Annotated in this window: 22 protein-coding genes and 1 riboswitch; of the genes, 12 read left to right on the forward strand and 10 right to left on the reverse strand. The window is 71.9% G+C overall.

The features are described from left to right. The first annotated feature begins 229 nt into the window (after positions 1 to 229). The 3 genes from metG (at position 230) to AUC44_RS05035 (ending at position 4,566) form a co-directional block, all read left to right on the forward strand. Positions 230 to 2,257, forward strand: a complete 2,028-nt coding sequence (metG, locus tag AUC44_RS05025) for a methionine--tRNA ligase (protein ID WP_062157666.1) — start codon at positions 230 to 232, stop codon at positions 2,255 to 2,257. A 97-nt stretch (positions 2,258 to 2,354) separates the two neighbouring features. Next, a complete protein-coding gene (gene rapZ, locus AUC44_RS05030; protein ID WP_062157667.1) occupies positions 2,355 to 3,197 on the forward strand; it encodes an RNase adapter RapZ in 843 nt (280 codons plus the stop codon). Beyond that, entirely contained in the window at positions 3,190 to 4,566 is a 1,377-nt protein-coding gene (locus AUC44_RS05035) for a gluconeogenesis factor YvcK family protein (protein WP_062157668.1), read from the forward strand. The genes rapZ and AUC44_RS05035 overlap by 8 nt, the downstream gene beginning before the upstream one ends. 51 nt (positions 4,567 to 4,617) lie before the next feature. On the opposite strand, the gene AUC44_RS05040 is transcribed toward AUC44_RS05035, so the two are convergent. After that, positions 4,618 to 5,202: a hypothetical protein gene (locus AUC44_RS05040; RefSeq protein WP_231724534.1), complete on the reverse strand. Its 585-nt coding sequence runs from the start codon at positions 5,200 to 5,202 to the stop codon at positions 4,618 to 4,620. 164 nt (positions 5,203 to 5,366) lie between these two features. Here AUC44_RS05040 and AUC44_RS05045 point away from each other — a divergent pair, with 164 nt between their 5' ends. Next, complete coding sequence (locus AUC44_RS05045) at positions 5,367 to 6,740, forward strand: alpha/beta hydrolase (RefSeq protein ID WP_062157670.1); 1,374 nt, start codon at positions 5,367 to 5,369, stop codon at positions 6,738 to 6,740. A 48-nt stretch (positions 6,741 to 6,788) separates the two neighbouring features. Here the strand turns inward: AUC44_RS05045 and AUC44_RS05050 are convergent, their stop codons facing one another. The 5 genes from AUC44_RS05050 to AUC44_RS05070 all read right to left on the reverse strand — a co-directional run bounded on the left by AUC44_RS05050 (position 6,789) and on the right by AUC44_RS05070 (position 12,439). Next, the gene (locus AUC44_RS05050; RefSeq protein ID WP_231724535.1) at positions 6,789 to 7,451 is read right to left on the reverse strand and encodes a thiamine diphosphokinase; all 663 of its coding nucleotides are present in this window, start codon (positions 7,449 to 7,451) and stop codon (positions 6,789 to 6,791) included. Positions 7,452 to 7,469: 18 nt separating this feature from the next. Beyond that, the gene (locus tag AUC44_RS05055) at positions 7,470 to 8,528 is read right to left on the reverse strand and encodes a hypothetical protein (RefSeq protein ID WP_062157671.1); all 1,059 of its coding nucleotides are present in this window, start codon (positions 8,526 to 8,528) and stop codon (positions 7,470 to 7,472) included. A gap of 35 nt (positions 8,529 to 8,563) precedes the next feature. After that, on the reverse strand, positions 8,564 to 9,553 hold the full coding sequence (locus AUC44_RS05060) for an ABC transporter ATP-binding protein (RefSeq protein WP_062157672.1): 990 nt from the start codon (positions 9,551 to 9,553) through the stop codon (positions 8,564 to 8,566). A 1-nt stretch (position 9,554) separates the two neighbouring features. Next, the gene (locus AUC44_RS05065; protein WP_062157673.1) at positions 9,555 to 11,102 is read right to left on the reverse strand and encodes an ABC transporter permease; all 1,548 of its coding nucleotides are present in this window, start codon (positions 11,100 to 11,102) and stop codon (positions 9,555 to 9,557) included. Between the two features lie 302 nt (positions 11,103 to 11,404). Next, the gene (locus AUC44_RS05070; protein WP_062157674.1) at positions 11,405 to 12,439 is read right to left on the reverse strand and encodes a thiamine ABC transporter substrate-binding protein; all 1,035 of its coding nucleotides are present in this window, start codon (positions 12,437 to 12,439) and stop codon (positions 11,405 to 11,407) included. A 51-nt stretch (positions 12,440 to 12,490) separates the two neighbouring features. Then, positions 12,491 to 12,588: riboswitch (TPP riboswitch) on the reverse strand. An 86-nt stretch (positions 12,589 to 12,674) separates the two neighbouring features. On the opposite strand from AUC44_RS05070, the gene AUC44_RS05075 reads away from it, so the two are divergent. The 4 genes from AUC44_RS05075 (at position 12,675) to AUC44_RS05090 (ending at position 15,788) form a co-directional block, all read left to right on the forward strand. Beyond that, positions 12,675 to 13,121: an NUDIX domain-containing protein gene (locus AUC44_RS05075; protein WP_062157675.1), complete on the forward strand. Its 447-nt coding sequence runs from the start codon at positions 12,675 to 12,677 to the stop codon at positions 13,119 to 13,121. After that, positions 13,118 to 13,579: an NUDIX domain-containing protein gene (locus tag AUC44_RS05080; RefSeq protein WP_062157676.1), complete on the forward strand. Its 462-nt coding sequence runs from the start codon at positions 13,118 to 13,120 to the stop codon at positions 13,577 to 13,579. Before AUC44_RS05075 ends, AUC44_RS05080 begins: the two co-directional genes overlap by 4 nt. A gap of 107 nt (positions 13,580 to 13,686) precedes the next feature. Beyond that, entirely contained in the window at positions 13,687 to 14,172 is a 486-nt protein-coding gene (locus tag AUC44_RS05085) for a MarR family winged helix-turn-helix transcriptional regulator (protein WP_062157677.1), read from the forward strand. Continuing rightward, on the forward strand, positions 14,169 to 15,788 hold the full coding sequence (locus AUC44_RS05090; protein WP_062157678.1) for an MDR family MFS transporter: 1,620 nt from the start codon (positions 14,169 to 14,171) through the stop codon (positions 15,786 to 15,788). Before AUC44_RS05085 ends, AUC44_RS05090 begins: the two co-directional genes overlap by 4 nt. Positions 15,789 to 15,845: 57 nt before the next feature. Here AUC44_RS05090 and AUC44_RS05095 read toward each other — a convergent pair whose 3' ends face one another. Both AUC44_RS05095 and AUC44_RS05100 read right to left on the reverse strand, forming a co-directional pair. Continuing rightward, positions 15,846 to 17,984: a DNA internalization-related competence protein ComEC/Rec2 gene (locus AUC44_RS05095; RefSeq protein WP_082688953.1), complete on the reverse strand. Its 2,139-nt coding sequence runs from the start codon at positions 17,982 to 17,984 to the stop codon at positions 15,846 to 15,848. A 47-nt stretch (positions 17,985 to 18,031) separates the two neighbouring features. Further along, the gene (locus AUC44_RS05100; protein ID WP_231724536.1) at positions 18,032 to 18,388 is read right to left on the reverse strand and encodes a ComEA family DNA-binding protein; all 357 of its coding nucleotides are present in this window, start codon (positions 18,386 to 18,388) and stop codon (positions 18,032 to 18,034) included. A 339-nt stretch (positions 18,389 to 18,727) separates the two neighbouring features. Between AUC44_RS05100 and rpmH the strand changes: the two genes are divergently transcribed. From rpmH to yidC, 4 genes are all read left to right on the forward strand, one after another. Then, entirely contained in the window at positions 18,728 to 18,871 is a 144-nt protein-coding gene (gene rpmH, locus AUC44_RS05105; protein WP_046844501.1) for a 50S ribosomal protein L34, read from the forward strand. A 73-nt stretch (positions 18,872 to 18,944) separates the two neighbouring features. Continuing rightward, on the forward strand, positions 18,945 to 19,424 hold the full coding sequence (gene rnpA / locus AUC44_RS05110) for a ribonuclease P protein component (protein WP_062157680.1): 480 nt from the start codon (positions 18,945 to 18,947) through the stop codon (positions 19,422 to 19,424). 17 nt (positions 19,425 to 19,441) lie between these two features. After that, positions 19,442 to 19,675 carry a membrane protein insertion efficiency factor YidD gene (yidD, locus tag AUC44_RS05115; protein WP_062159690.1) on the forward strand — a complete coding sequence of 78 codons (234 nt, stop codon included), beginning with the start codon at positions 19,442 to 19,444 and terminating at the stop codon, positions 19,673 to 19,675. Beyond that, positions 19,672 to 21,264, forward strand: coding sequence for a YidC/Oxa1 family membrane protein insertase (yidC, locus tag AUC44_RS05120; protein ID WP_062157681.1), 1,593 nt, complete (start codon positions 19,672 to 19,674; stop codon positions 21,262 to 21,264). The genes yidD and yidC overlap by 4 nt, the downstream gene beginning before the upstream one ends. A gap of 61 nt (positions 21,265 to 21,325) precedes the next feature. Here the strand turns inward: yidC and AUC44_RS05125 are convergent, their stop codons facing one another. Together AUC44_RS05125 and AUC44_RS05130 are read right to left on the reverse strand one after the other, a co-directional pair. After that, complete coding sequence (locus tag AUC44_RS05125) at positions 21,326 to 21,652, reverse strand: hypothetical protein (RefSeq protein ID WP_157445172.1); 327 nt, start codon at positions 21,650 to 21,652, stop codon at positions 21,326 to 21,328. A 122-nt stretch (positions 21,653 to 21,774) separates the two neighbouring features. Continuing rightward, the gene (locus AUC44_RS05130; protein WP_062157683.1) at positions 21,775 to 22,248 is read right to left on the reverse strand and encodes a heme-binding domain-containing protein; all 474 of its coding nucleotides are present in this window, start codon (positions 22,246 to 22,248) and stop codon (positions 21,775 to 21,777) included. Positions 22,249 to 22,332: the final 84 nt, after the last annotated feature.

A 22,332-nucleotide genomic window follows, 5' to 3' on the forward strand; every position in this document is an offset into this window, starting at 1 on the left:
AGACAGCGCGTCCGCGCGGCCCCGGCCGGACAGTACACTGGGCGGCATGACGGCCCGCCCGATGATGCGAATGCCCCCCGGGCGCTGACCATGAGCAGCGACCGTGCGGGGCGTCCTGATCAGGCCAGGCGCCCCGCACCCCGTTCACGCCCCACCCCGCAGCCCGTATCCTGAACCGGCTGCCCGGCGCCGCTCCCACCTGGGCGCGCGTCAGGAAGGAAGGACGCCCATGAGCCAAGACCCGAACCGCCCCTTTTTCATCACGACCGCCATCGACTACGCCAACGGCGCGCCCCACATCGGGCACGTCTACGAGAAGATCCTCACCGACGCCATCGCCCGCTACCACCGCCTCGCCGGGCGGGACGTGTTCTTCCTGACCGGCACCGACGAGCACGGCGAGAAGATCGCCAAGGCCGCCGCCAAGGCCGGGCAGACCCCGCAGGTGTTCGTGGACGACCTCGCCACGCGCGCCTTCAAGGGCCTGTGGGACCGCCTGGAAATCAGCTACGACGACTTCGTGCGCACCACCGAAGGCCGCCACAAGCGCTTCGTACAGGACGTCCTGCAACGCGTGTACGACGCCGGGGACATCTACTTCGACGAGTACGAGGGCCTGTACTCGGTGGGCGCCGAACGCTACGTCACCGAGAAGGAACTCGTGGAGGGTCCCGACGGGGTGCGCCGCTACCCCGGCGACAAGGACCCACCCGAACTGCGCCGCGAGGCGAACTACTTCTTCCGCATGGAGAAGTACCAGGCGTGGCTGCTGGAGCACATCCAGCAGAACCCCGACTTCATCCAGCCTGCCGGGTACCGCAACGAGGTCATCGAGATGCTGCGCGAGCCCATCGGGCCGCTGAGCATCTCCCGGCCCAAGAGCCGCGTCCCGTGGGGCATCGAACTGCCCTGGGACCCGGACCACGTCACGTACGTGTGGTTCGACGCGCTGCTGAACTACGTCTCGGCTCCCGTCAGCAAGGGCGCGAAGCCCGACGTGATCGGCACGGCGTGGCACGTGATCGGCAAGGACATCCTCAAGCCGCACGCGGTGTTCTGGCCGACCATGCTGAAAGCCGCCGGGCTGCCCCCCTACCGCCGCCTCGTCGTGCACAGCCACATCCTCGCCGAGGACGGCCGCAAGATGGGCAAGAGCCTCGGGAACGCCATCGACCCCGAGGCGCTCGTGGCCGAGTTCCCGGTCGACGCGATCCGCTACACGCTGCTGCGCGAGGCGACCCTCAGCGCCGACAGCCCCTACGGCGAGGGCATCCTGGTCAACCGCCTGAACAGCGACCTCGCCAACGACCTGGGCAACCTGCTGTCGCGCACCGTCAGCATGATCCAGAAGTACCGCGCCGGCGTGATTCCCGCCGCGGCGGACCTCAGCGACCGGGACCGCGAGATCGAATCGGCGGCGCTGGCGCTGCCCGGACAGATCCTGGGACTCGTGGACGACCTGAAGATCAACATGGCGATCGAGGCCGCCATGAACTTCGTGCGTGACCTGAACCGCTACATCGCCGAGAGTGCACCCTGGACCCTCGCCAAGAGCGAGGAGACCCAGCGCCGCCTGGACACCGTGCTGTACACCGCCGCCGAGGGCCTGCGCGTCGCCAGCGTCGCCCTGGAGGCCGTGATTCCCGTCAAGGCCCGCGAACTGCGCGCCCAGCTGGGCCTCGGCGGCCACACCTACGCCCTCCAGGCCGCCTGGGGTCTCACGCCCGCCGGGACGCGCGTGCAGGGCGGCGCGATCCTCTTCCCGAAACCCGAACCGAAAGACGCCCCCACCCCCGCCGCGAGCGCCCCGAAGCCCGGCAAGAAAGAGAAACCCATGACCCAGACTGCCCCAGAAGCCGCCCCCACGCCCGCTGCCGCCCCGGCCCCCGCTGCTGCTGCCGCCGCTCCCCAGGCCACCGAAACCGGGGGAACGCTGATCAGCATCGACGAGTTCGCCCGCATCGACCTGCGCGTCGCGGAAGTCCTCGCCGCCGAGGCCGTCGCCAAGGCCGACAAGCTCCTGAAACTCACCGTGAAACTCGGTGAGGAGGAACGGACCGTCGTCAGCGGCATCCGCAAGTGGTTCGAGCCCGAGGCGCTCGTGGGCCGCAAGGTCATCCTGGTCGCCAACCTGAAGCCCGCCAAGCTGCGCGGCATCGAGTCCCAGGGCATGATCCTGGCCGCCGAGGACGACCAGGGCAACCTCGACCTCGTGGGCCTGGGCCTCGACCTGCCCAGCGGCACCAGGGTTCGCTGAGCCGCTCCCGCTGAAGGCCGCCCCGGTCGGGGCGGCCTTCACGCCGTATGACGCTCCCGTCACGGGCGCCTGCCCGGGGGCGGGCTACACTGGCCGCATGCCGTTTGTCGTCGTGTCCGGTCTGTCCGGCAGTGGAAAAAGCACCGCGCTGCGAACCCTGGAAGACGCCGGGTTCTTCATCACGGACAACCTCCCACCTGAACTGTGGGGCGCCATGCATGACCTCGTGCAGGCGCGCGGCCTGACCCGCGTGGCGATCAGCGCCGACGCCCGCACCCGCGACTTCCTGAGCGCCCTGGACGACAGTTACCTGCGGCTCTCGCGGCGGCGCGAGGATCTGCGCGTGCTGTTTCTCGAAGCGAACGACGACGTGCTGCTGCAACGCTACAACTTCACGCGGCGCGAGCACCCGCTGGGCGAGAACCTGATGTTCGACTTCGCGCGCGAACGCGAACTGCTCTCCCCACTGCGGGCCATTGCCGACACCGTGATCGACACCACCGCCCTGAGCGCCAAGGAACTCGCCGCGCAGATCCTGCGGGTCTTCCGGCTGGAACACGACTTCCACCTGCGCCTGATGTCCTTCGGCTTCAAGTACGCGCCCCCGCGCGACGCGGACCTGGTGCTGGACGTGCGCAGCCTGCCCAACCCCTACTACGACCCGGCCCTGCGCCCCAAGACCGGCCTGCAACCCGACGTGGCCGCCTACGCCTTGCAGGGCGAGAGCAGCGAACAGTTCTACGCCGACCTGCGCAACTTCGTGCGCGTGGCCGCCGAACGGGCGCGCAGCAGCGGCCGCCACGGGTACACCGTCGCCATCGGCTGCACCGGCGGGCAGCACCGCAGCGTGGCCGTCGCGGCCCGGCTGGCCCACGATCTGGCCGACCTGAACGTCGACATCATGGATCACCGTGACATGAAAGACCACGCCCATGAGTGACCCGCCCCTGCCGCCCCACCCGCACCCTGACGCCGCGCCGGACGGGCGGGGCACAGCGCTGCGGGCCCGTGGGCGGCGCGCCACCCGCCGCGCCCGCATGTGGATGTCGCCCGGCATCGGCGTCAAGCGCTGGCTGGCGCTGTTCGTGGCCTGCACCCTGCTCGGCGCCATCGGCGTGCTGCACTTCACCTGGACCGGCCCGCTGCACTTCACGGCCACCCGCTGGATCCTGTGGGTGAACGCCCTGATCCGCCCCGAGGTCATGCCGCTGTACGTGGGCGGCATCGTGCTGATGCTGCTGGCGCTGTTCGGCGCGCTGTGGAGCATCATGATGCTCAACCGCTCGGTGCTCAGCGGGACCGGCACCGCGCCGGACCAGGCGGTGGACCTGATGTACCAGAACCGCCACCTCGCGCGTGGGCCGCGCATCGTGACGCTCGGCGGCGGCACCGGCATGTCCAATCTGCTGTCGGGCCTGCGCGTGCACACCGGGAACACCACCGCCATCGTGACCGTCGCGGACGACGGCGGCAGCAGCGGCCGCCTGCGCCAGTCGCTGGACATGATCGCCCCCGGCGACCTCACCGACTGCTACGCCGCCCTGAGCGACAGCCCCGTCATGGCGCGGCTGCTGCTGCACCGCTTCCAGCGCGGCGACGGCATCGCCGGGCACACCTTCGGCAACCTGATGCTCGCCACCCTCAGCGAGGAGGAGGGGAGCCTGAGCGACGCCATGATCGACATCCACGAGGTGCTGCGCATCCGTGGGCGCGTGTACCCGGCCGCCACGCAGCCCCCCACCCTGGTCGCGCACCTGAGTGACGGGCGCACCATCCGCGGCGAGAGCCAGTTCGCGCGGCAGGTGGGCGCGGCGCGCATCGGGCACGTGACCCTCGACCCGCCGGACCTCCCGGCCCTGCCCGAGGTCCTGCAGGCCATCCGCGACGCCGACCAGATCGTGCTGGGCCCCGGCAGCCTGTACACCAGCATCATTCCCGCGCTGCTGGTGCCGGCTGTAGCCCACGAACTGCGCCAGACCCCCGCGCCCCTGATCTACGTGGCGAGCCTGATGACCGAACCCGGCGAGACCGACGACCTCACCCTCGAGGGGCACGTGCAGGCCATCACCCGTCACCTGGGGCGCGCGCCCGACTGCGTGCTGGTGAACAACGCCATGCCCCCCCGCGACGTGATCGAGCGCTACGCCGCCGAGGGCGCGCACCTGCTGGGCCTGGGCGGCGCCAGCCGCGACCTGCGCGGCCGCAGCGTGATCCTGCCGCTGCTGCACCCCGGCCAAGCCCGACACGACCCGGCCGCCCTGGCCCAGGCGCTGCTGTACGCCGCGCCCCGCCGCGACCAGACCGTCTGACGGCACGGGATACGGGCGCCCCCACGCGGAGGGCGCCCGTGTCCCGTGCCGTTACAGCCCCAGCAGGCCCAGCGCGACCGTCTCGGTCAGTTCCTGCTGGAAGGGCTGCACCAGCGCCCGCTCCTGCGCGGTGCCGGTCTGCACGTCGCGGTTCAGGTCCGGCAGCTGCCCACTCTGGAGGGCCTGCGCCGCCTGCGAGAAGTCGATGCTGGGCAGACCCAGCGCGCGGTTCACGCCCGAACGCACCACCGCGTAGCGCTCCGCGCTCATGTTCTCGCTGCTCAGGGCGGCCGCCTGCGCCTGCCGGGCCGCGCCCACGCTGCCGCCCACCTCGCGCAGCACGGTCATCATCTGGAACAGGTTCGGGTTCTGCCCGTTCTGGATGTCCGTCCAGACCTGCTGCACGCCCGTGAAGGACGAGCCCATCGCCTGCCGCACCTCCCGGCGCACCCGCACGAACTTCTGCACGTCCGCGCGCGTCAGGGCCGCGTTGACGTTGCCCGCCGGGGCAGGCGGCGTGGCGGCGCCTCCACTCTGCGACTGCGTCTGCGCGGGCGGCGTCTGCCAGTTCGCCAGGAACGCCCGCGCGGGCTGAATCACGAAGAACCACGCCGCGCCCACCAGGAGCGCCAGCACCAGCAGCGTGCCCCCGCCGCAGCCCAGACACCCGCACCCCCACCCTCTGCCACTTGATCTCATGCCAGTCCTGTACGCGGCTGCCCCCTCCGGGGTTCCCGGGTCTATAGTCAGGGCAGATCATCACAGCCGAACCCGGCGCGGCCACGCGCCCAAGGAGTCCCATGAAGCGTTCCGTGACTGCCAGTCTGCTTGCTGCCCTCGCCCTGTCGGCCTGCGCCCCGGCCTCCGTGCCGGTCCCCACCACCCCCCGCGCCCACGACGCCCGCACCTTCAAGGCCGTGACGCCCACCTTCACCGCCCTGAGCGGCGCGAGCATCTATCAGGGCGTCATGCCCGGCATCCACGGCGACGCCGCGTACGCCATCGAGGTGCCCGCCAACTGGAACGGCCAGCTGATCATGTACGCCCACGGGTACGCCGGCGACGGCCCGAACCTGATCGTGCAGGCCCCCGCGCTGCGCGCCTACTGGCTGAGCCTCGGGTACGCCTGGGCGGCCAGCTCCTACAGCGCCAACTACTACGACGTGCAGGCCGGCGTGGAGGACACCAACGCCCTGGCCAACGCCTTCCCGACCCTGACGGGCAGGGCCAGACCCACCAAGACCCTGATCATGGGCGTCAGCATGGGCGGGCACGTGGCGGGCGCCGCCGTGGAGAAGGAAACGGCCCAGACCGCGAAGAACAAGGTGGCCTACGCCGCCGCCATGCCCGTCTGCGGCGTCATGGACGAGGAATATGAATTCCAGTGGCTCGGGGACTACACGCTGGCCGCCGCGCAGCTTGCCGGGCTGGGCCCGAAGACGTTCCCGCAAGGCACCGACACCTACGCCAAACTCCTGCCGGACATCCTGGCCGCGCTCTTCACCAGCACCACCGACCCCCTGTGGCAGGAGAACGCCACCCAGGGCGCGAAACTGCGCGAGATCGCCCGCAACCTCACCGGCGGCCCGCGTCCCGTGTTCGACCTGGGCTTCCGCGCCGGGTACTGGCAGAAGGCCGTGCTGGGCACCGGCGGCGCGGACGGCACCATCACGGGCATCCTGCCGCGCAACATCTACGGCAACGTGAACACCAGCTACCGCTGGACGAGCGGCGCGACCCCCACCCCTGCCGAGGCCGCCTTCAACGCGGGCATCCTGCGCGTCACGCCGGACCAGAACCCCAACCCCGCCCGCACTGACCGCGTGCGCGACCTGCCGCGCGTGAACGGCGAGATCGGCGTGCCCGTCCTGACGATGCACACCACCGGAGACTTCTACGTGCCCTTCAAACATCAGCAGCTGTACCGCGCAGCCGTGAACGCAGCCGGGAACGGCGACCGTCTCGTGCAGCGCGCCATCCGCGCCGCCGGGCACTGCGAGTTCACGGGCCCGGAACTCGCCGAGGGCTTCGGCGACCTCGTGAAGTGGGAGGCGGGCGGCGCCAAACCCGCCGGGGACGACGTGACCACCCCGGCCGTACTCGCCGATCCGGCCTACGGCTGCCGCTTCACGCGCGCTACCCGCCCCGGCGTGGACGCCTGCCCCGCCAACTGACCTGAACGCAGAGGGAAGGGGGAGCGCCGCGCGGGCCTCCCCCTTTTGTCAGTCCGGCAGTCCCGGCAGAACCGTGAGGATGGCGTGCCCGCCGCGCAGCGAGGCCGTGACCGGCCCGCCCGGCGCCTCGTTGCTGACCGTCCAGCCGCTCCCCAGCGGAATATCTGCCTCGGTCAGCGGCCAGCGCACCCCGCCCAGGCTCAGGCCGCGCAGATCCGAGACGGCCAGCACGCTCAGGGTCGCGCCGGGCGGCACGTCCAGCGACAGGGGAGAGGCAGGCGTGAGCGGCCAGCCCCACTCGTTCCCGCTCGTCAGCGTCACGCGCAGGCCCTCGCGTTCGGTCAGGCGCAGGGCCAGCAGCGCCAGCGCCAGCGTGTGATCGAAGCGTCCCCCGAACGCCCCCAGCAGCACCAGTTCGGTCGCCCCCCGCTCGCGCGCCACGCGGATCGCCAGTTCCGCGTCCGTCTCGTCCTTCGCTGCCGGGTGCACCTCACGCGGGGCGTCCACCTGCACGCCCGCCGACGAGTCGAAATCGCCCACCCACACGTCCACCTGCACGCTCAGCAGCGCCGCGTGCCGCGCCCCACCGTCCGCCGCGACCACCACGGCGGGGCGGGGCAGCGCCGCCAGCAGCGGTGACGGGTCCAGGCGACCCCCCACCAGCACCCACGCGATCCTCGCCTGCTCCTCTGCGCCGCCCAGTCGTCTCAAAACCTCCCCAGTGTAGACCTACAGCCCCGGCAGGTTCAGGCTGCCCAGCACGTCACCCAGCAGCGTCTCCACGCTGCGGCTCACCCCGTCGAGGGGCGCGCTGGACCGCAGCGGATTGAGCGGCGACAGGTACAGCAGCCGCGTTCCACCACGCGGGTTCAGCGCCGGGTCCGACGTGACCGCCAGCTGCGTGAAGCGCTCCCGCCCGTCCGGCAGGGTGTACGTGACGCCCACGAGCTGGTACGGCCCGGCGGTCTCGGGGGCCCCCACCTCGAACTTCAGGGATGCCGCGGCCTTCAGGGTCGCCGCTGTGGCCGCCGCGTTCAGTTCCTTTACCTTCACGGGGTTGAGGACGTCGCCGCTGAACAGCGCGTTCAGGTCCGCGAACGCCAGCCCGCGCAGCGCGCCCTCCAGCTGCCGGACGAGCAGGGTTGCGGCGGGGGCCGGGCCGAGGGCCGTGGCCGGCGCGGCAGGAGCCGCAGGGGAATTGAGGGCTGCGCCCGGCGCGAGCGTCAGGTACGGCCTGAGCACCGCGCTCCCGGTCAGCTTCTGGACCATCTTCGCCGCGCAGTCCGCCGCCGCCTTGCCCTCGTCGGAATCCAGATACACGCTGCCGGTCCACCACGTCCAGGTGCTGAAGCCCGAACTGCTGCCCTCGCAGGCGTCCTGCCAGCGGACCTCACCGGTCTGCCGGTCGAGCAGCTCCAGGCTGGCGCGCACCGTGGTGCCCCGCACGCAGCCCACGAACGGCAGGCACAGCCCCCCACCGGTACTGACGTCCGTGATGCCGCCCCGCAGGTCCAGGCTCGCGCCCTCCGGCTGGCGCAGGGGACGCACGTAGCCGCTGCCACTCAGGGCCCGGGACAGGGCCTCGTCGAACGCGGCGTACACGCTGCCCGAGCAGTAGCCGCCGCTGCACCAGCGGTCCCCGATGTACACCGCCGCCTGCGGTCCCGCGTACGTCGCCGCGCTGCCTGTGCCCACGCACAGCGTGCCCAGCAGCGTCAGCCCCAGCCGCGGCAGACTCAGCCGCGCCCCACGCCTCCCCTCACCCTTTGCCCTGTTCGAGTTGACCATGCTGTCAGCATACGAAAAATGTGAGGAACGTCACTCTAGGAGCTACGGTCCTCCGGCAGGCGCCGCACGCCCGACTCGTCCACGCTCAGGCTTAGCCGGTCGCCGTCCAGGGCCGCCGCCTCCCGCGCACTCAGCGTCAGGGACAGCGGCCCCCACGCGTGCGCGACCGTCACGCGCACACCCCCCTCCACGGGTTGCCGCGCTGTCACCGGCCAACGGTCACCCACACCGGGCCGCAGCGCCTCCTCCGGCACGAAGCGTACCCAACCCGGCCCGTCCGGCAGCAGGTTCGACTCGCCCAGGAACGCCGCCACCCACGCCGTCGCGGGCCGCGCGAACACCTCCTCCGCCCCCCCCACCTGCACCAGTTCGCCCGCCCGCATGACCGCCACGCGCCCCGCCAGCGCCCGCGCCTCGCGCTGATCGTGCGTGACCAGCAGCACCCCGGCTCCCACCCGCGCGAACAGCGACCGCAGCCCTGCACGCAACTCCGCGCGCAGCCGCTCGTCCAGGTTCGACATCGGCTCGTCCAGCAGCAGCAGCCCCGCCCCCGTCGCCAGCGCCCGCGCCAGCGCCACCCGCTGCGCCTGCCCCCCCGACAGCTGCGCGACCCGCCGCGCCTCCAGCCCCGGCAGGTCCACCAGCGCCAGTGCCTCGCGGGCCCACGCCTCCGCTGCCGCGCGCCCCGCCCCCCGCACACGCGGCCCGTACGCCACGTTCCCCAGCACGCTCAGGTGCGGGAACAGCGCGTAATCCTGAAACACCAATCCCACCCCGCGCGCCTCCGGCGGCAGGGCCGTCACGTCCCGCCCCGCCACGGCCACCGACCCCGCGTCCGGCCGCTCCAGACCCGCCACCACCCGCAGCACCGTGCTCTTCCCGCACCCGCTCGGGCCCAGCAGCGCCACCGTCTCACCCGCCGCCACGTCCAGCGACACACCCCGCACCGCCGCCACCCCACCGAACGACTTGTGGATCCCCGAGAGGGACAGGGCCAGGGCAGACTCGCTCACGCGGGACAGCATCTCACGTCACCTCGCCCTCGCCGCCGTCGAGGAGCGTGAAGGCCAGTGTGGCGAGGATGAGCAGCGCGGTCGCCAGCGCACACGCCTCGCCGAGGTTGCGTTCGCCGGGGCGGCCCAGCCGTTCGTACAGGCCGGTGCTGAGGGTCGCCCACTCGGGCCGAGTGAGGACCAGCGTGGCGCCGAACTCGCCCAGCACGGTCGCCAGGGCCAGCGCCCCGCCGCCCCGCAGCGCCGGGAAGGCCAGCGGCACCGTCACCGACCGGAACGCCGCGCCGCGACTGGCGCCCAGGGAGCGGGCGGCCCCCAGCAGCCGGGGTGGAATGGCCCGCAGCGCGGGCAGCAGCGAGCGCACCACCAGCGGCCACGCCAGCAGCGTGTACGCCGCGATCAGCATGGGCAGCGTGGCGGCCAGCACCGGGTACGCCAGCAGGTACCCGACCGCGAGGCTGACAGGGGAGACCATCAGCGGCAGCAGCGAGACCAGATCCAGCGCCCGCGACCCGGCCCGCCACGCGCCCAGCGCGTACAGGCCGCCCAGCAGGGTGGCGCCGGCCAGGGCCATCAGCCCGAAGCGCAGCGTGTTCCACACGAGCAGCGGCGTCGATTCGTCCGCCAGGACGCCCTGCCAGTACCCCAGCGTGAATCCCGACGCGCCCAGCACGCCCCGCAGCGCCACCGCCACCAGCGGCGCGAAACACACGAGCGCCACCACGCCACCCAAGAGCAGCAGCGCCGCCCGCGCCCCGCCCCGCGCGCGCGGCAGGCCCCCCAACGGCACGCCCACCCCACCGCGCGACAGTGCCACGTACGCCCAGGTCGCCAGCAGCGTGAACCCAAGCTGCCCCACGATCAGGGCACTCGCCTCCGACAGGCGCAGTTGCAGGGCCGTCAGGGTGTAGATCTCCACCTCCAGCGTCGCGAACCGCTCCCCACCCAGCGCCAGCGGCAGGCCGAAACTCAACGCCGAGTACAGGAACACCAGCACCACTCCCGCCAGCACCCCCGGCAGCGCCAGCGGGAGCGCCACGCCCAGCGCCGCCCGCCACCAGGGCGCGCCCAGCGACCGCGCCGCGCCCACCACGTTCCCCGGCACCCGCGCGAACCCCGCGTAACTCAGGCGCACCAGCACCGGCACGTTGAAGAACAGGTTCCCCAGCACCAGCAGCGTCGGCGTGTCACTCAGGTCTACCCCCGTCAGGCGCGTCACCCACCCCTGCGGACCCAGCAGCGCACTCAGGCCCAGCACCGCCACCAGCGTCGGCGTCACGAACGGCAACAGCAGCAGCCGCAGGAACAGCGATTTTCCGCGTACCTCGAAGCGCGACAGCAGGAACGCCAGCGGCACGCCGATCAGCGCCGCCACGCCCGCCGTCACGCCCGCCTGCGTCAAGGTCCAGGCAAGGCGACCCTGGAAGTACGGGTCACGCCACACGTCCAGGGTCACGCCCCCCTCCCGCAGCGTTCTGGCCAGCGGCAGGACGAGGCACAGCGCCACGAAGATCAGGCCGGGCAGGGCGAGGAGCCAACCCTGGAGTTTCGGGGACGTCATAGGGGGGCGCCTGCGGCGGGCTGCCCTACCCCCCAGCCCCCATCGCCAGGGGGCACGAGTGGGCTTCCGTTGCACTGGGCAAGAGATTTGACTGACGCAGCGTGTCGGAGTTGGGCGGTGACGTGTCCGGCCTCGACGCCATCCTCTGCTCCGCAGCTCTGCGAGTCCGGTACCGCCGAAGGCCCGCGCGCTGCGCGCACGACGGCTCGTGGGCCAGGACGGTAGAGGGGCAGGGTGTCTCGGTGCATGTCGGCAGGTTCTACTTGTTCAGCTTGGGCAGAGTGGTTGATTTTGCCGCGCCCTCACCGGGCTCTGAGGACCTGCGTGACCCAGGCGTCCACAAGGCGCTGGGGGTTGGCGGCGACCTCGGCTTTCACGGTGGTGGGCTGGGGTTCCTGCGCGAAGGTGAACACGGGGTTCATGGTGGTGCCTTTCACGGCGGGGTAGATCCACATGCGGGTGGGAATATCGGCCTGGACGGGCGCGCCCAGCATGAAGTCCACGAATTTCCGGGCGAGGGCAGCCTGCTTGGTGCCTTTCAGGATGCCCACGCCTTCGAGCTGGGTGTAGGTGCTGCCGGGCAGGAAGAGGTTGGCGGTGGGGGCCTGCGCGGGAAGTTTAGCGGGGTTGAAGCCGTCGGCGTAGAAGACCTCGGCGGCGGGGCTGCTGGCGTAGGACAGGACGATGGGGTACTTGCCGCCGTTGCGGGTGAAGTCCTTGTAGTACGCGTCGCTCCAGCCGCGCGTGACTTTCATGCCCCCCTGCCGGGCGGCGCGCCACCACTGCCACGCGCCGGTCTCGCCGTAGTGGTTGACGGTGGCGAGCAGGAACGCGAGGCCGGGGCTGCTCGTGGCGGGGCTCTGCACGACCGTGAGCTTGGCGTAGGCGGGGGTCTTCAGGTCGTCGAGACTCCTGGGGAGCGCCACGCCGTTCTTCTCGAACCACGCGCGGTCGTAGTTCAGGGCCACGAAGCCGTAGTCCACGGTGTTCAGCAGGCCGTCGTCGCCCAGGCGGTACGCGGCGGGCACGCGGGAGAGAAGGGGGCTCTTGTACGGCTGGAGGATGCCGGCCTGCCGGGCGCGGGGCAGCAGGCTGTTGTCCAGGCCGTACACCACGTCGGCGATGGGGGCGCGGCGGGTGAGGATCAGGCGGTTCAGGAGTTCCCCGGCGTCGCCGCCCTTGATGAAGCGCACCTTCGCTTTGTTCTGCGTCTCGAACGCGGCGATGAGTTTCTTGTCCACGTCGAACGAATCGTGCGTGATGACGGTCAGGGTGGTCTGGGCACTGGCGGCGCCAGCGGCGGCGAGTGCGGTCAGCAGGATCAGTGTGTTGCGCATAAGAAAGTCCCCTCGCGTCACGAGGGGAAGCGGTGGGCCGTCACCACGGGTGTGGGCGGCCGGTCACGCTCCCTCCGCCGGAATGACCCGGATCAGGTTCCTGGGGTAAGTCTCAGCCCGCCCTTTGGCAGGCACCCCCGGTGACGCACCCGGCAGGATAGCGCAGGCCGCCGCGCGGGGAGTGTCCTGCGTCACCGGTTGCGGTTGCCGCACGCGGCGCGTGCCACCCTGGGCCATGCGGAATCTGCTCGTGTGGGTGGTCGTGCAGGATGAGGGGGGCCGGGTGCTGCTGGGGCGCCGGGACGGCTCGGCGTACGGGCATGGCCTGTGGGGCCTGCCGGGCGGTGGCGTGGAGCGTGGCGAGGGCCTGCCCGAGGCGGCCGCGCGCGAGGTGTGGGAGGAGACGGGGCTGAGCCTCGACCCGGCCGGGCTGTCCCTGCTGGGCGTGCGCCGCTACGAGGTGGACGGCGCGCAGGGCACGGACTTCCTGTTCCGCACGCTTGCCTGGGAGGGCGAGCCGCAGCCGCTCCACAAGACCTCCGAGGTCGCGTGGTTTGCCCCCGACGCGCTGCCGCCGGACGCCCTGCCGTGGATCGCGCCGCTGCTGGACGCCCACCTGCGGCGCGGGGCGCGCCTGACCGAGCAGCTGCGCGACGTGCGCGAGGCGCGGGTGATCGCGTGACGTTCCATCTGGTGGCGTGGCTGATCGTGCAGGACGACGCGGGGCGGGTGCTGCTGGGCCGCCGCTCCGGGTCGTCGTACGCCGATGGCCTGTGGGGCCTGCCGGGCGGGCACGTGGAGGCGGGGGAGACGCTGGCGCAGGCGGCGGCCCGCGAGGCGCTGGAGGAGGTGGGCCTGCGCGTGAACCCGGCGGCCCTGACCTGCCTGGGTGCCTGCCGCTACGACCTGGACGGCGTGGGGGGCCTGGACGTGTTCTTCCTGATCCGCGACTGGGCGGGCGAGCCCACACCGCTGGAGAAGACCTCGGAGGTCGGGTGGTTCGACCCGCACGCCCTGCCGGGGGACGCCCTGCCGTGGCTGCCGGGCGTGCTGGACGCGCACCTGCGCGGCGGGGTGCGCCTCTCGGAGATGCTGGACGGCTGGGCGGCCCTGAGGGGTGTGCCGCTGGCTGGCCGCTGAGGCCCGTCAGCGCGGTCGCCCCCTGAAGTGTGACCTGTGGTGTTCCTGCTGGATGAACACTTCTCCACTGGCGGCAACTCCTTCCATTTGAAATACTTCCATCTGAAATGAACGGAAGTCCTACCCTCACCCCCACCGCAGTCATGGACGACCTGTACGGCCTCGTCCGGCTGATCCTGCGGCTGTCCCGGCGCGTGCACCACGTCCTCGACGAGCCGCTGGAAACCGCGCTGGGCCTGAACACCAAGGAGCTGCTCGTGCTGGCGACCGTCATGGACGGCGCCGACACGCCCGGCGCCGTGGCGCAGGCACAGAACCTTCCCGCGCCCACCGTGACCCGCATGGTCACCAAGCTCGTCCAGGCGGGCCTGGTGCGCCGCGTCACCGACCCCAGCGACCTCAGGGTGCAGCGCCTAGAACTCACCCAGGACGGCCAGGCCACCCGCGCCCTCACCCGCGCCGTCGCGCAGGACATCGTCCACGCGCACTTCGGCCACCTGCCCCCCGAGCGCGTGCAGGCCGCCCTGGCCGCGCTGGCCGCCCTGGACACCGCCCTGCACGCCCCCTGCCCCACCCCCGGAGACCCCGCATGACCACCCCCGCACCCACCCCGGCCAGTCCGGCCCCGTCGCGCGAGAAGCTCCTCGCGTTCGTCGGTATCCTGACCGTGCTGTTCCTGTCCAGCCTCAACCTCACCGTCGTCGGCAGCGCCATGCCCCGCGTCATCAGCGACCTGGGCGGCTTCCACCTGTACGCCTGGGCGTTCACCGCGTACTCGCTGGCGACCACCATCACCCTGCCCATCGTGGGTACCGTCAGCGACCGCTACGGCCGCCGCCCCCTGATGCTGCTCGGCATCGCCGTGTTCACGCTGGGCAGCGTCCTGCTGGGCTTCGTGCAGAACATGGAGCAGCTGATCTTCCTGCGGGCCCTCCAGGGCATCGGCGGCGGCACCCTGATGGCCATGAGCTTCACCGCCATCGCCGACCTGTTCACGCCCATCGAGCGCGGCCGCTACCAGGGCTACACCGGCGCCGTGTGGGGCGTCAGCTCGGTCGTCGGGCCGCTCGTGGGCGGGTTCCTGACCGATCATCTGGGCTGGCGCAGCGTGTTCTTCGTGAACCTGCCCTTCGCGCTGCTCGCCGCGTACTTCATCTGGCGCTACTTCCGCCTGCCCGCCCCCGGCGCTCGCGGCCACTTCGACGCGCCCGGCGCGCTGCTGCTGAGCGTGTCCGTCACCACCCTGACCCTGGCCCTCTCGTGGGGCGGCGGCACGTACGCCTGGGGCAGCGCCACCATCCTGGGCCTGCTGGCCGCCACTGTCCTCACCTTCGGTGCGTACGCGTGGCACAGCGCCCGGCAGGAACGCCCCATCCTCGACCTGCGCCTCCTGAAGGACCGCGGCATCGCCATCGCGTCCGTCGCGGGCTTCCTGACGAGCGCGGGCATGTACGCCGCGATCCTGTACCTCCCGCTGTACATGCAGGGCGTGCGCGGCTCAAGCGCCAGCGGCAGCGGTCTGGCCCTGGCCCCGCTGATGTTCGGCATGATCCTGACCAGCACCCTCAGCGGGCAGGTCGTCAGCCGCACCGGCCGCTACAAGAACCTCATCCTGATCGGCGGTCTGGTCGCCACCGGCGCGCTGCTGCTGGCCACCACGCTGGGTACGGGCACGCCCATCCTGATCGCCGTGGGCATCATGGTCCTGCTGGGCCTGGGCCTGGGCCCCGTGAACAGCCAGCTGACCCTGGCCGTGCAGAACGCCGCGCCGCGCGAGCAACTGGGCAGCGCCACCAGCGGCAACCAGTTCTTCCGGCAGATCGGCGGGACCCTGGCCGTCAGCCTGTTCGGCGCGCTCGTGAACGCGCACCTGAACGCCAACCTCGCCTCGCAGCTGCCCGAACAGGCCCGCACGCTGCCCGCCCCCGTGCAGGACGCCATCGCCAACCCGAACCTGCTGACCAGCCCGCAGGCCACCGCGCAACTCGGCGCGGGCCTGGGCAAACTGGGCGACGCGAACCTCCTCCAGCCCATCCTCGACGCCCTGCGCGGCGTCATGGCCGGTGCGATCGATCAGGTGTTCCTGGTGTCCGCCGTGCTCGTGGGCCTCGCGTTCCTGGCGACCATCGCCCTGCCCGAACGCCCCCTGAAGGGCCGCGCCGGACTCGCCCCGCGTGCCGAGAAGATCGAGGTCAGCGCCACCGACTGATCCGGCCGGTCAGGCGTAGGGCGCGGAGGGGAAGGCCTCTTCGCGCCCTGCGCCTGTTCAGGGCACCGGCCAGCGGATCGTGCCCAGCTGATCGGTGCGCCACGCCCGTGAGTGGGCCTGCGCCAGCCGGGCCAGCACGTCCGGGTGAGGGTGCCCGTAGGTGTTGCGCCCCACGCTGATCACCGTGTCGGGCGGCGTGACCTGCGCGAGGAACGCCGCCGAGCTGCTGTGGCGACTGCCGTGGTGGGCGGCCTTCAGGAGATTCAGCGGTCCCACGGCCAGCGTGCCCTCGGCCGGATCGGGCAGGTCGCCCAGGAACGCGGCCCGCCACCCGCGCGACTCCAGGCGCAGGGCGACGCTGTTGTCGTTGTCCTCGGTGGACCACGCGGTCCCGGCGGGCCACAGGACGGTCAGGGAGGCGCCGTCGGAGGTGACCTGATCGCCCCGGCGGACCTCGCGCACCGGCACATGGCGTTCCTGCGCGGCCAGCAGCACGGCCGTCAGGACCGGATCGTCCGTCTTGCGCTGCCCGATCCAGACCTCCCCGACCGGCAGCTGGCGCAGGACGCTCGCGGCGCCCTCGATGTGATCGGTGTCGGCGTGGGTGGCGACGAGCACGTCCAGTGTCCGCACGCCCAGGGCCCGCAGGGTGGGCACGACCGTGTGCGCGCCCACGTCGTAGTCACTGCCCACCGAGCCGCCCGCGTCCACGAGGACCGTCAGGTGGGGCAGGCGGATCAGGGTGCTGTCCCCCTGCCCGACATCCAGAAAGACGACCTCGCGCGCGGGGTGCAGTCGTCCCGGCAGGGTCGTCAGCAGGAGGCAGGCCAGCCACGTGCCCAGCGCGGCGGGCGCGCGGACGCGGCCCAGCAGCCACAGCCACCCCGCCAGCACGGCCGCCCCGTAGGCCAGGAAGCCCCCCACGCCCACCTGCCCCCAGTTCAGCACCGGGGCGTGCCCGAAGGTCCGGGCGACCAGCAGCAGTGCGTCGGCCAGGACGCCGTTCACCACGTTCAGCGGCAGGGCCAGCGGTCCCAGCAGTCCCGCCAGGAAGCCCAGCGGGACCAGCGCGGCCATGAGCCCCTCCGCGAGCAGGTTGGCGGGCAGACCCACGAGCGGCACCTGCCCGAACGTCCCGGCGATGACCGGCAGCGTGCCCGCCTCGGCCAGCAGGGTCGCCGCCAAGCCCAGCCGCAGCCAGCGCGGCCAGCGCCCCGGCAGCAGCCCCGCTACCCGTTCGGACTGCGTCAGGGCCAGCACCGCCAGGAACGACAGCTGAAAACCCACGTCTGTCAGCCACAGCGGGAACAGCAGCAGGCATGCCAGCGCCGCCAGCGCGATCACGCCCAGCGGGTCGGGCCGCCCGCGCCCCAGCGCCAGGGCCAGCAGCACCGCGCCGCCCATCAGGACCGCCCGCGTGATGCTGGCCGAAGACTGCACGAGCAGTAGGTACGGCCCGAGCAGCCCCACCGGCAGCCCGAAGCGCCACGCGGGGGCCGCGCCCAGCCGCGTCAGGAGCAGGATCAGCGCGCCGGTCAGGATCGCCACGTTCTGCCCGGACAGCGCCATCAGGTGCGCCAGCCCCGCCCGCGCGAAGGCGTCCCGCACGGCTTCGCCCTCGCTGAACTGCTCACGGCTGATGTCGCCCCGGTCGCCGAGTTCGATGGCCTGCATCAGCGCGCCCTGCCGCTCCGTGAGGCCAGTGGTCAGGCCCCGGCGGAACCAGCCGCGCAGCCCGCCCTGCGGCTGGAACTCCCGCACCCTCGCGCCCACCAGCGCGCCGCCCGGCGTGACGCTCAGCAGCCCACCCTGCGCGCGGAACCACGCGGCCTGATCGAAGCCACCGGGGGTGCGGCGGCCCTCCGGGGCCAGCAGGCGGCCCGATACCCGCAGCCGCCCCGGTCCCTGCGTGGGCTTCGGCGCCAGGGTGAGGCGCGCAGGCGGGTCGCGCAGGGTCAGGAACTGCCCGTCCCACTCGCCCTGCACCGTCACCTGCGCCCCGAACCACGGTGTCAGGGTGTTCGGGCGGGTCAGGACCGCGTGCGCGGAGGCCCAGCCCGCCGCGCCGCCCAGCGCGACCAGCGCCAGCAGGACCGGCCGGGCGTGCCACAGCGCCAGTCCCGCGCCGGCCAGCAGCGCCGCCACGCCCCACGCCTGCCCCAGCGCCAGCAGGATCCCGCCGATCACGCCCGCCACCGCTGGAACTGGCCACGGCAGACTGCCCGCTCGGGCCCGGGGCGCGTTCAGAACGACACCAGCGGCCCCAGGGCCTTCAGCGCCGCCGGCCCGACGCCCTTCACGCGGTCCAGATCCGCCAGCGAGCGGTAGGGCCGGCCCGCCACGATCCGCGCCGCCAGCGCCGGGCCCACCTTCGGCAGGGCCTCGAGCTGCTCCAGGCTGGCCGAGTTCAGGTTCACCCGGCCCGAGATCAGCGGCGTGACGCTGGTCGTGGTGGGATAGACCGGCGCCTGCGGCGTGGTGGCGACAGGCGTAGTGGCGACAGGCGAGGTCGCGGCGGTCAGCGCGGCGCGGGTCACGGTCGGCACGCGCGGCTGCGGGAACAGGGCGGGCCCCAGGGTGAAGGCCGCCGCGAGCAGCACGGCCCCGCCCAGCAGGAGTGTCCAGGCGTCGGGCCAGGCTGCCCGGGATGTCCGGCGTGGCCTGGGCGCCGGGTGCCGGTCCGGGGGCACCGGACCGTGTCGTCCGGAGCCCGGGTCAGGGGCCGGCGGGGGCGCAGGGCGATGGGGGGTCGCCTCGGGGCTGGACATGCGGTCAGCTTAGAAGTCGGGGCGCAGGCGCGCTGCCGCAGATGCCCTTTGCCCGCCGGGCCCGGGTCATGCTACACTCCCGGAGTTTGCCTCCCGAGGGAGGCGTTCCCGCGTGACGCTGCGCGCCCGGCCAGGAGGCCGGCGGCTCCGCGAGAAGAAGAGGAGAGCACCATGAAGCGTACCTACCAGCCCAACAACCGCAAGCGCGCCAAGACCCACGGCTTCCGCGCCCGCATGAAGACCAAGTCCGGCCGTAACATCCTCGCGCGTCGCCGCGCCAAGGGCCGTCACCAGCTCACCGTCGCCGACGAGTAAGCTCCCCCACGGAGCGGCCCTCATCGCACAGTCAGACCTTCCCAGCGCCACCCAGGATCGGCCCCGCCGTCCGGTGGCGCTGGACTCGTTACGGGGCGACCGCGATTTCCGCAAGGTGCGCGCCCACGGCCAGGCGGTGCGCGATCCCCTCTTCACGCTGCGCGTCACCGAGTACCGCCCGCGCCACGGGGAAGTGTGGCAGCCGCGCGCGATCATCGGCATCGTGGTGAGCAAGAAGACCCTCAGGCGCGCCGTGGACCGCAACCGCGCCCGCCGCCGCGCCCGCGAGGCCCTGCGCACCCTGCCCGGCGGTCTCCCGGCCTGCCGCGCCATCCTGCTCCCCAACCCCGCCATCCTGACCGTGCCGTTCGCGGATCTCCAGGCGGCGCTGGAACGCGCGCTGAAACGCGCCCCCACGCGCGGCCGGGGCGGCAAAGCTGGCGGCGGCGGGAACCCGGGCGGGGGGCGGCGCGTACCTGCCCCCGTGCCCCCAGCCGCCCCCCAGCCCGCGCTAGACTCACCGGAACCCGACCCGCAGGGGGAACGCGCGTGAACGCGCCCCGCAAACTGATGGTCCGGGCCGTCCGTTCCTACCAGCAGCACCTCTCGCCCCGCAAGCCCGCGCCCACCTGCCGCTTCACCCCGACCTGCTCGGAGTACGCCGCGCAGGCCATCGAGCGGCACGGCGCCGTGAAGGGCGGCTGGCTGGCCGCGTGGCGCGTCCTGCGCTGCAACCCCCTGGTGCCCGGTGGGTTCGACCCCGTCCCCGAGCATTTCCCCAAGAGGCAACCCCGAAACCCATGAAGACACGACACCTGCTTCCAATCGCTGCCCTGGGCGGCATGCTGCTGCTCAGCGGCTGCGGTCAGACCGGCCCGCTGCCCACCTTCGGGAAGGCCATCACGCCCGAATGGATCAAGACCGACTTCGACGGTCAGCCCGGCGACGAATTCATCGCCACGAGCAACCTCCAGGACGTGGTGTTCAATGCCCGCGGTGAGATCATCGGCTGGTACGTCAAGGGTTACGCCGGCACCCCCTACATCAAGAAGAAGGGAGACGGCACCTACGACTTCAGCGCCCTGACCAACCAGAAGGGCATCGTGAACATGGTCGCCGGGCGCAAGGCCCTGGCCGTCGAGGACAAGGCCGCCGGGCTCGACCCCGCGCAGACGGCCGAGACGAGCGAACCGACCGGCCTGACCACCGACCTGAAGGCCAACCGTCAGGACGCCGTGTTCCGCTACACCCAGGGCGGCGTGACCGTCACGAAGACCGTCACGCTGCACCCCCGCAACTTCAAGGTCGACCTGAAGACCGAGGTCACGGGCGGCCCCGAGCGCGTGAACATCCTGTTCCCGGGTCTGGGCAAGGCCGACAACCCGCGCGTGCAGGCCTACGCGCAGGGCGGCGCGCAGCCTGCCGCCGTGCAGGGCAGCGGCACCCTGAGTGTCGAGAACGTCCAGTACGCCGCGCTGCAGGAAAACCCCAGCCAGATCGCGCACGCGCTGATCATCCGGCCCCAGGGCGGCACGCAGGTGAACACCACCCTGACGGGCGGCGCGCAGGGCCTGATCACGGCGTCCGTGCCGGCCAGCAGCAACCTGGAAGTGTACGGCGGCAAGAACGAACTGATCCACCTGTACCAGAGCGGCTACACCGAACTGCCGGGCCTGTTCAAGCCGAACTTCTTCGGTCAGATCAGCCTGCTGATCGTGAAGCTCATGGAGCAGCTGTACAAGTTCATCGGGAACTGGGGGCTGGTGCTGGTCGTCCTGACGATCCTGCTGCGCGCCATCATGTGGCCCCTGATGCAGGCGCAGGGCCGCACCACCGCCCGCATGCAGGTCATGCAGCCCAAGATCAAGGAGATCCAGGAGAAGTACAAAGACCGCAAGGACATGGACTCCCAGCGGGCCATGCAGGCGGAGATGCAGCAGCTGTACCGGGACTACAACTTCAACCCGGCCGGGTGCTTCTCCACCTTCATTCCGTTCCCGGTGCTGATCGCGCTGTGGTCCACGATCCGCAACTTCGAGTTCGACAGCGGCTTCCTGTGGCTCCCGGACCTCGCGATTCCCGATCCGTTCTACCTGCTCGCCGTGGTGTACCTGATCGTGAACATCGGGCAGCTGTACGTCATGACCCGCAAGAACCCGGATATGTTCCGCCAGCAGGCGTTCATCTACCTGATCTTCCTGTACTTCGCGCTGACCTTCCCGGCGGGCGTGACGATCTACATCATCCTGTCCACCCTGATCGGCATCGGGCAGCAGATCCTGATCAACCGTCAGGTCGAGAAGGAAACCGCCAGCATCGGCCAGAAGGTCGAGAAGGCCCCGGCCCGTCCGGCCACGAAGGCCAGCAAGACCATCGACGCACCCAAGAAGTAACGCCGAGGTCGCAAGTGAAAGCGCCCACCCCTGACTGCGGGTGGGCGCTTCCGTTCAGGTGTCAGGCCTTGTCGGAGTCAGCCTTCTTATCGGGATCGGTGGTGGCGCCGCTGGCGGGCAGGCTGCCCTGCATGCTCCCGAACGAGGACGGGTTCACGTCCGTGCCGCCCTGTGCGTCGGACCGGGGGTCGGTGGTGAGGCTCACCTGCTGCGCCTGCGAGGTGGTGTTCCCGGCGTCCGCATTCGCGTCGCTGACCCCGGTGTACTGGCCCTTGGTGGCGGCGTCCCCGGCGTTCTTGGGCGTGCCGGTGTTCCACTGGCCCTGGTCGTTGATGGTGTCCTGTGAGACGTTCGCGTTCGCCTGCCCGTTCGGTCTGCCTTCTCCCATGTCATGCCCTCCCGCCCCGCCTGCGCGGAGCACCTGAACTGAAGTGTGTCGCCCAGCGTAGGCCCCCGCAGGCGGGCGCCGGGTGGGGGCCGCGTTCACGAGACCTTACGGCCCGCGCAGGCTCAGCGGCCCTCGCCCTCGCCGCCCTCGCGTTCCCCGCCGAAGGTCGCCTCCAGGCCCGCTGCGAGCTGCTCCTTCTCCTGGGCGCTCAGGCGGGCGGTGGGGTGCAGGGGCAGGTAGGTCGGTTCGGGCATGCCACCACTCCGGACCTCCTTGGCCGCCTCGTCCGCGTCCCGGCCGTACCCAGGGACGTTCACGTTGAACCGGCTGCGGCCCTCGTCCACGTGCCGCTGCACCAGCCACGACACGGGCGCCACGTTGCTGTACCAGGGCCACACGGTCGCGTGGCTGTGGCAGTCCGCGCAGGCGCGCGTGAACAGCGCCTCGGTCTGCGGACTGTCCCACCTGGGCTGCGCCTGAACGGTGGGGTTGGCGTGCGCCCGGCCGTAGGGCACGAGCTGGATCAGCACGAACAGGGCGATCAGGCCCAGCAGCAGGCGGGGCAGCAGGGGGCGGCGGGCGGGATTCAGTCTCATAGGGTCCTCCGGGAAACGTCCGGGCTTCAGCGTCGGCGGCGCGGGCCGGGGCAGGATGTGGAGCGGCTTGCGGGAATGTTGGGG

Source organism: Deinococcus actinosclerus (assembly GCF_001507665.1).
GTDB lineage: Bacteria > Deinococcota > Deinococci > Deinococcales > Deinococcaceae > Deinococcus > Deinococcus actinosclerus.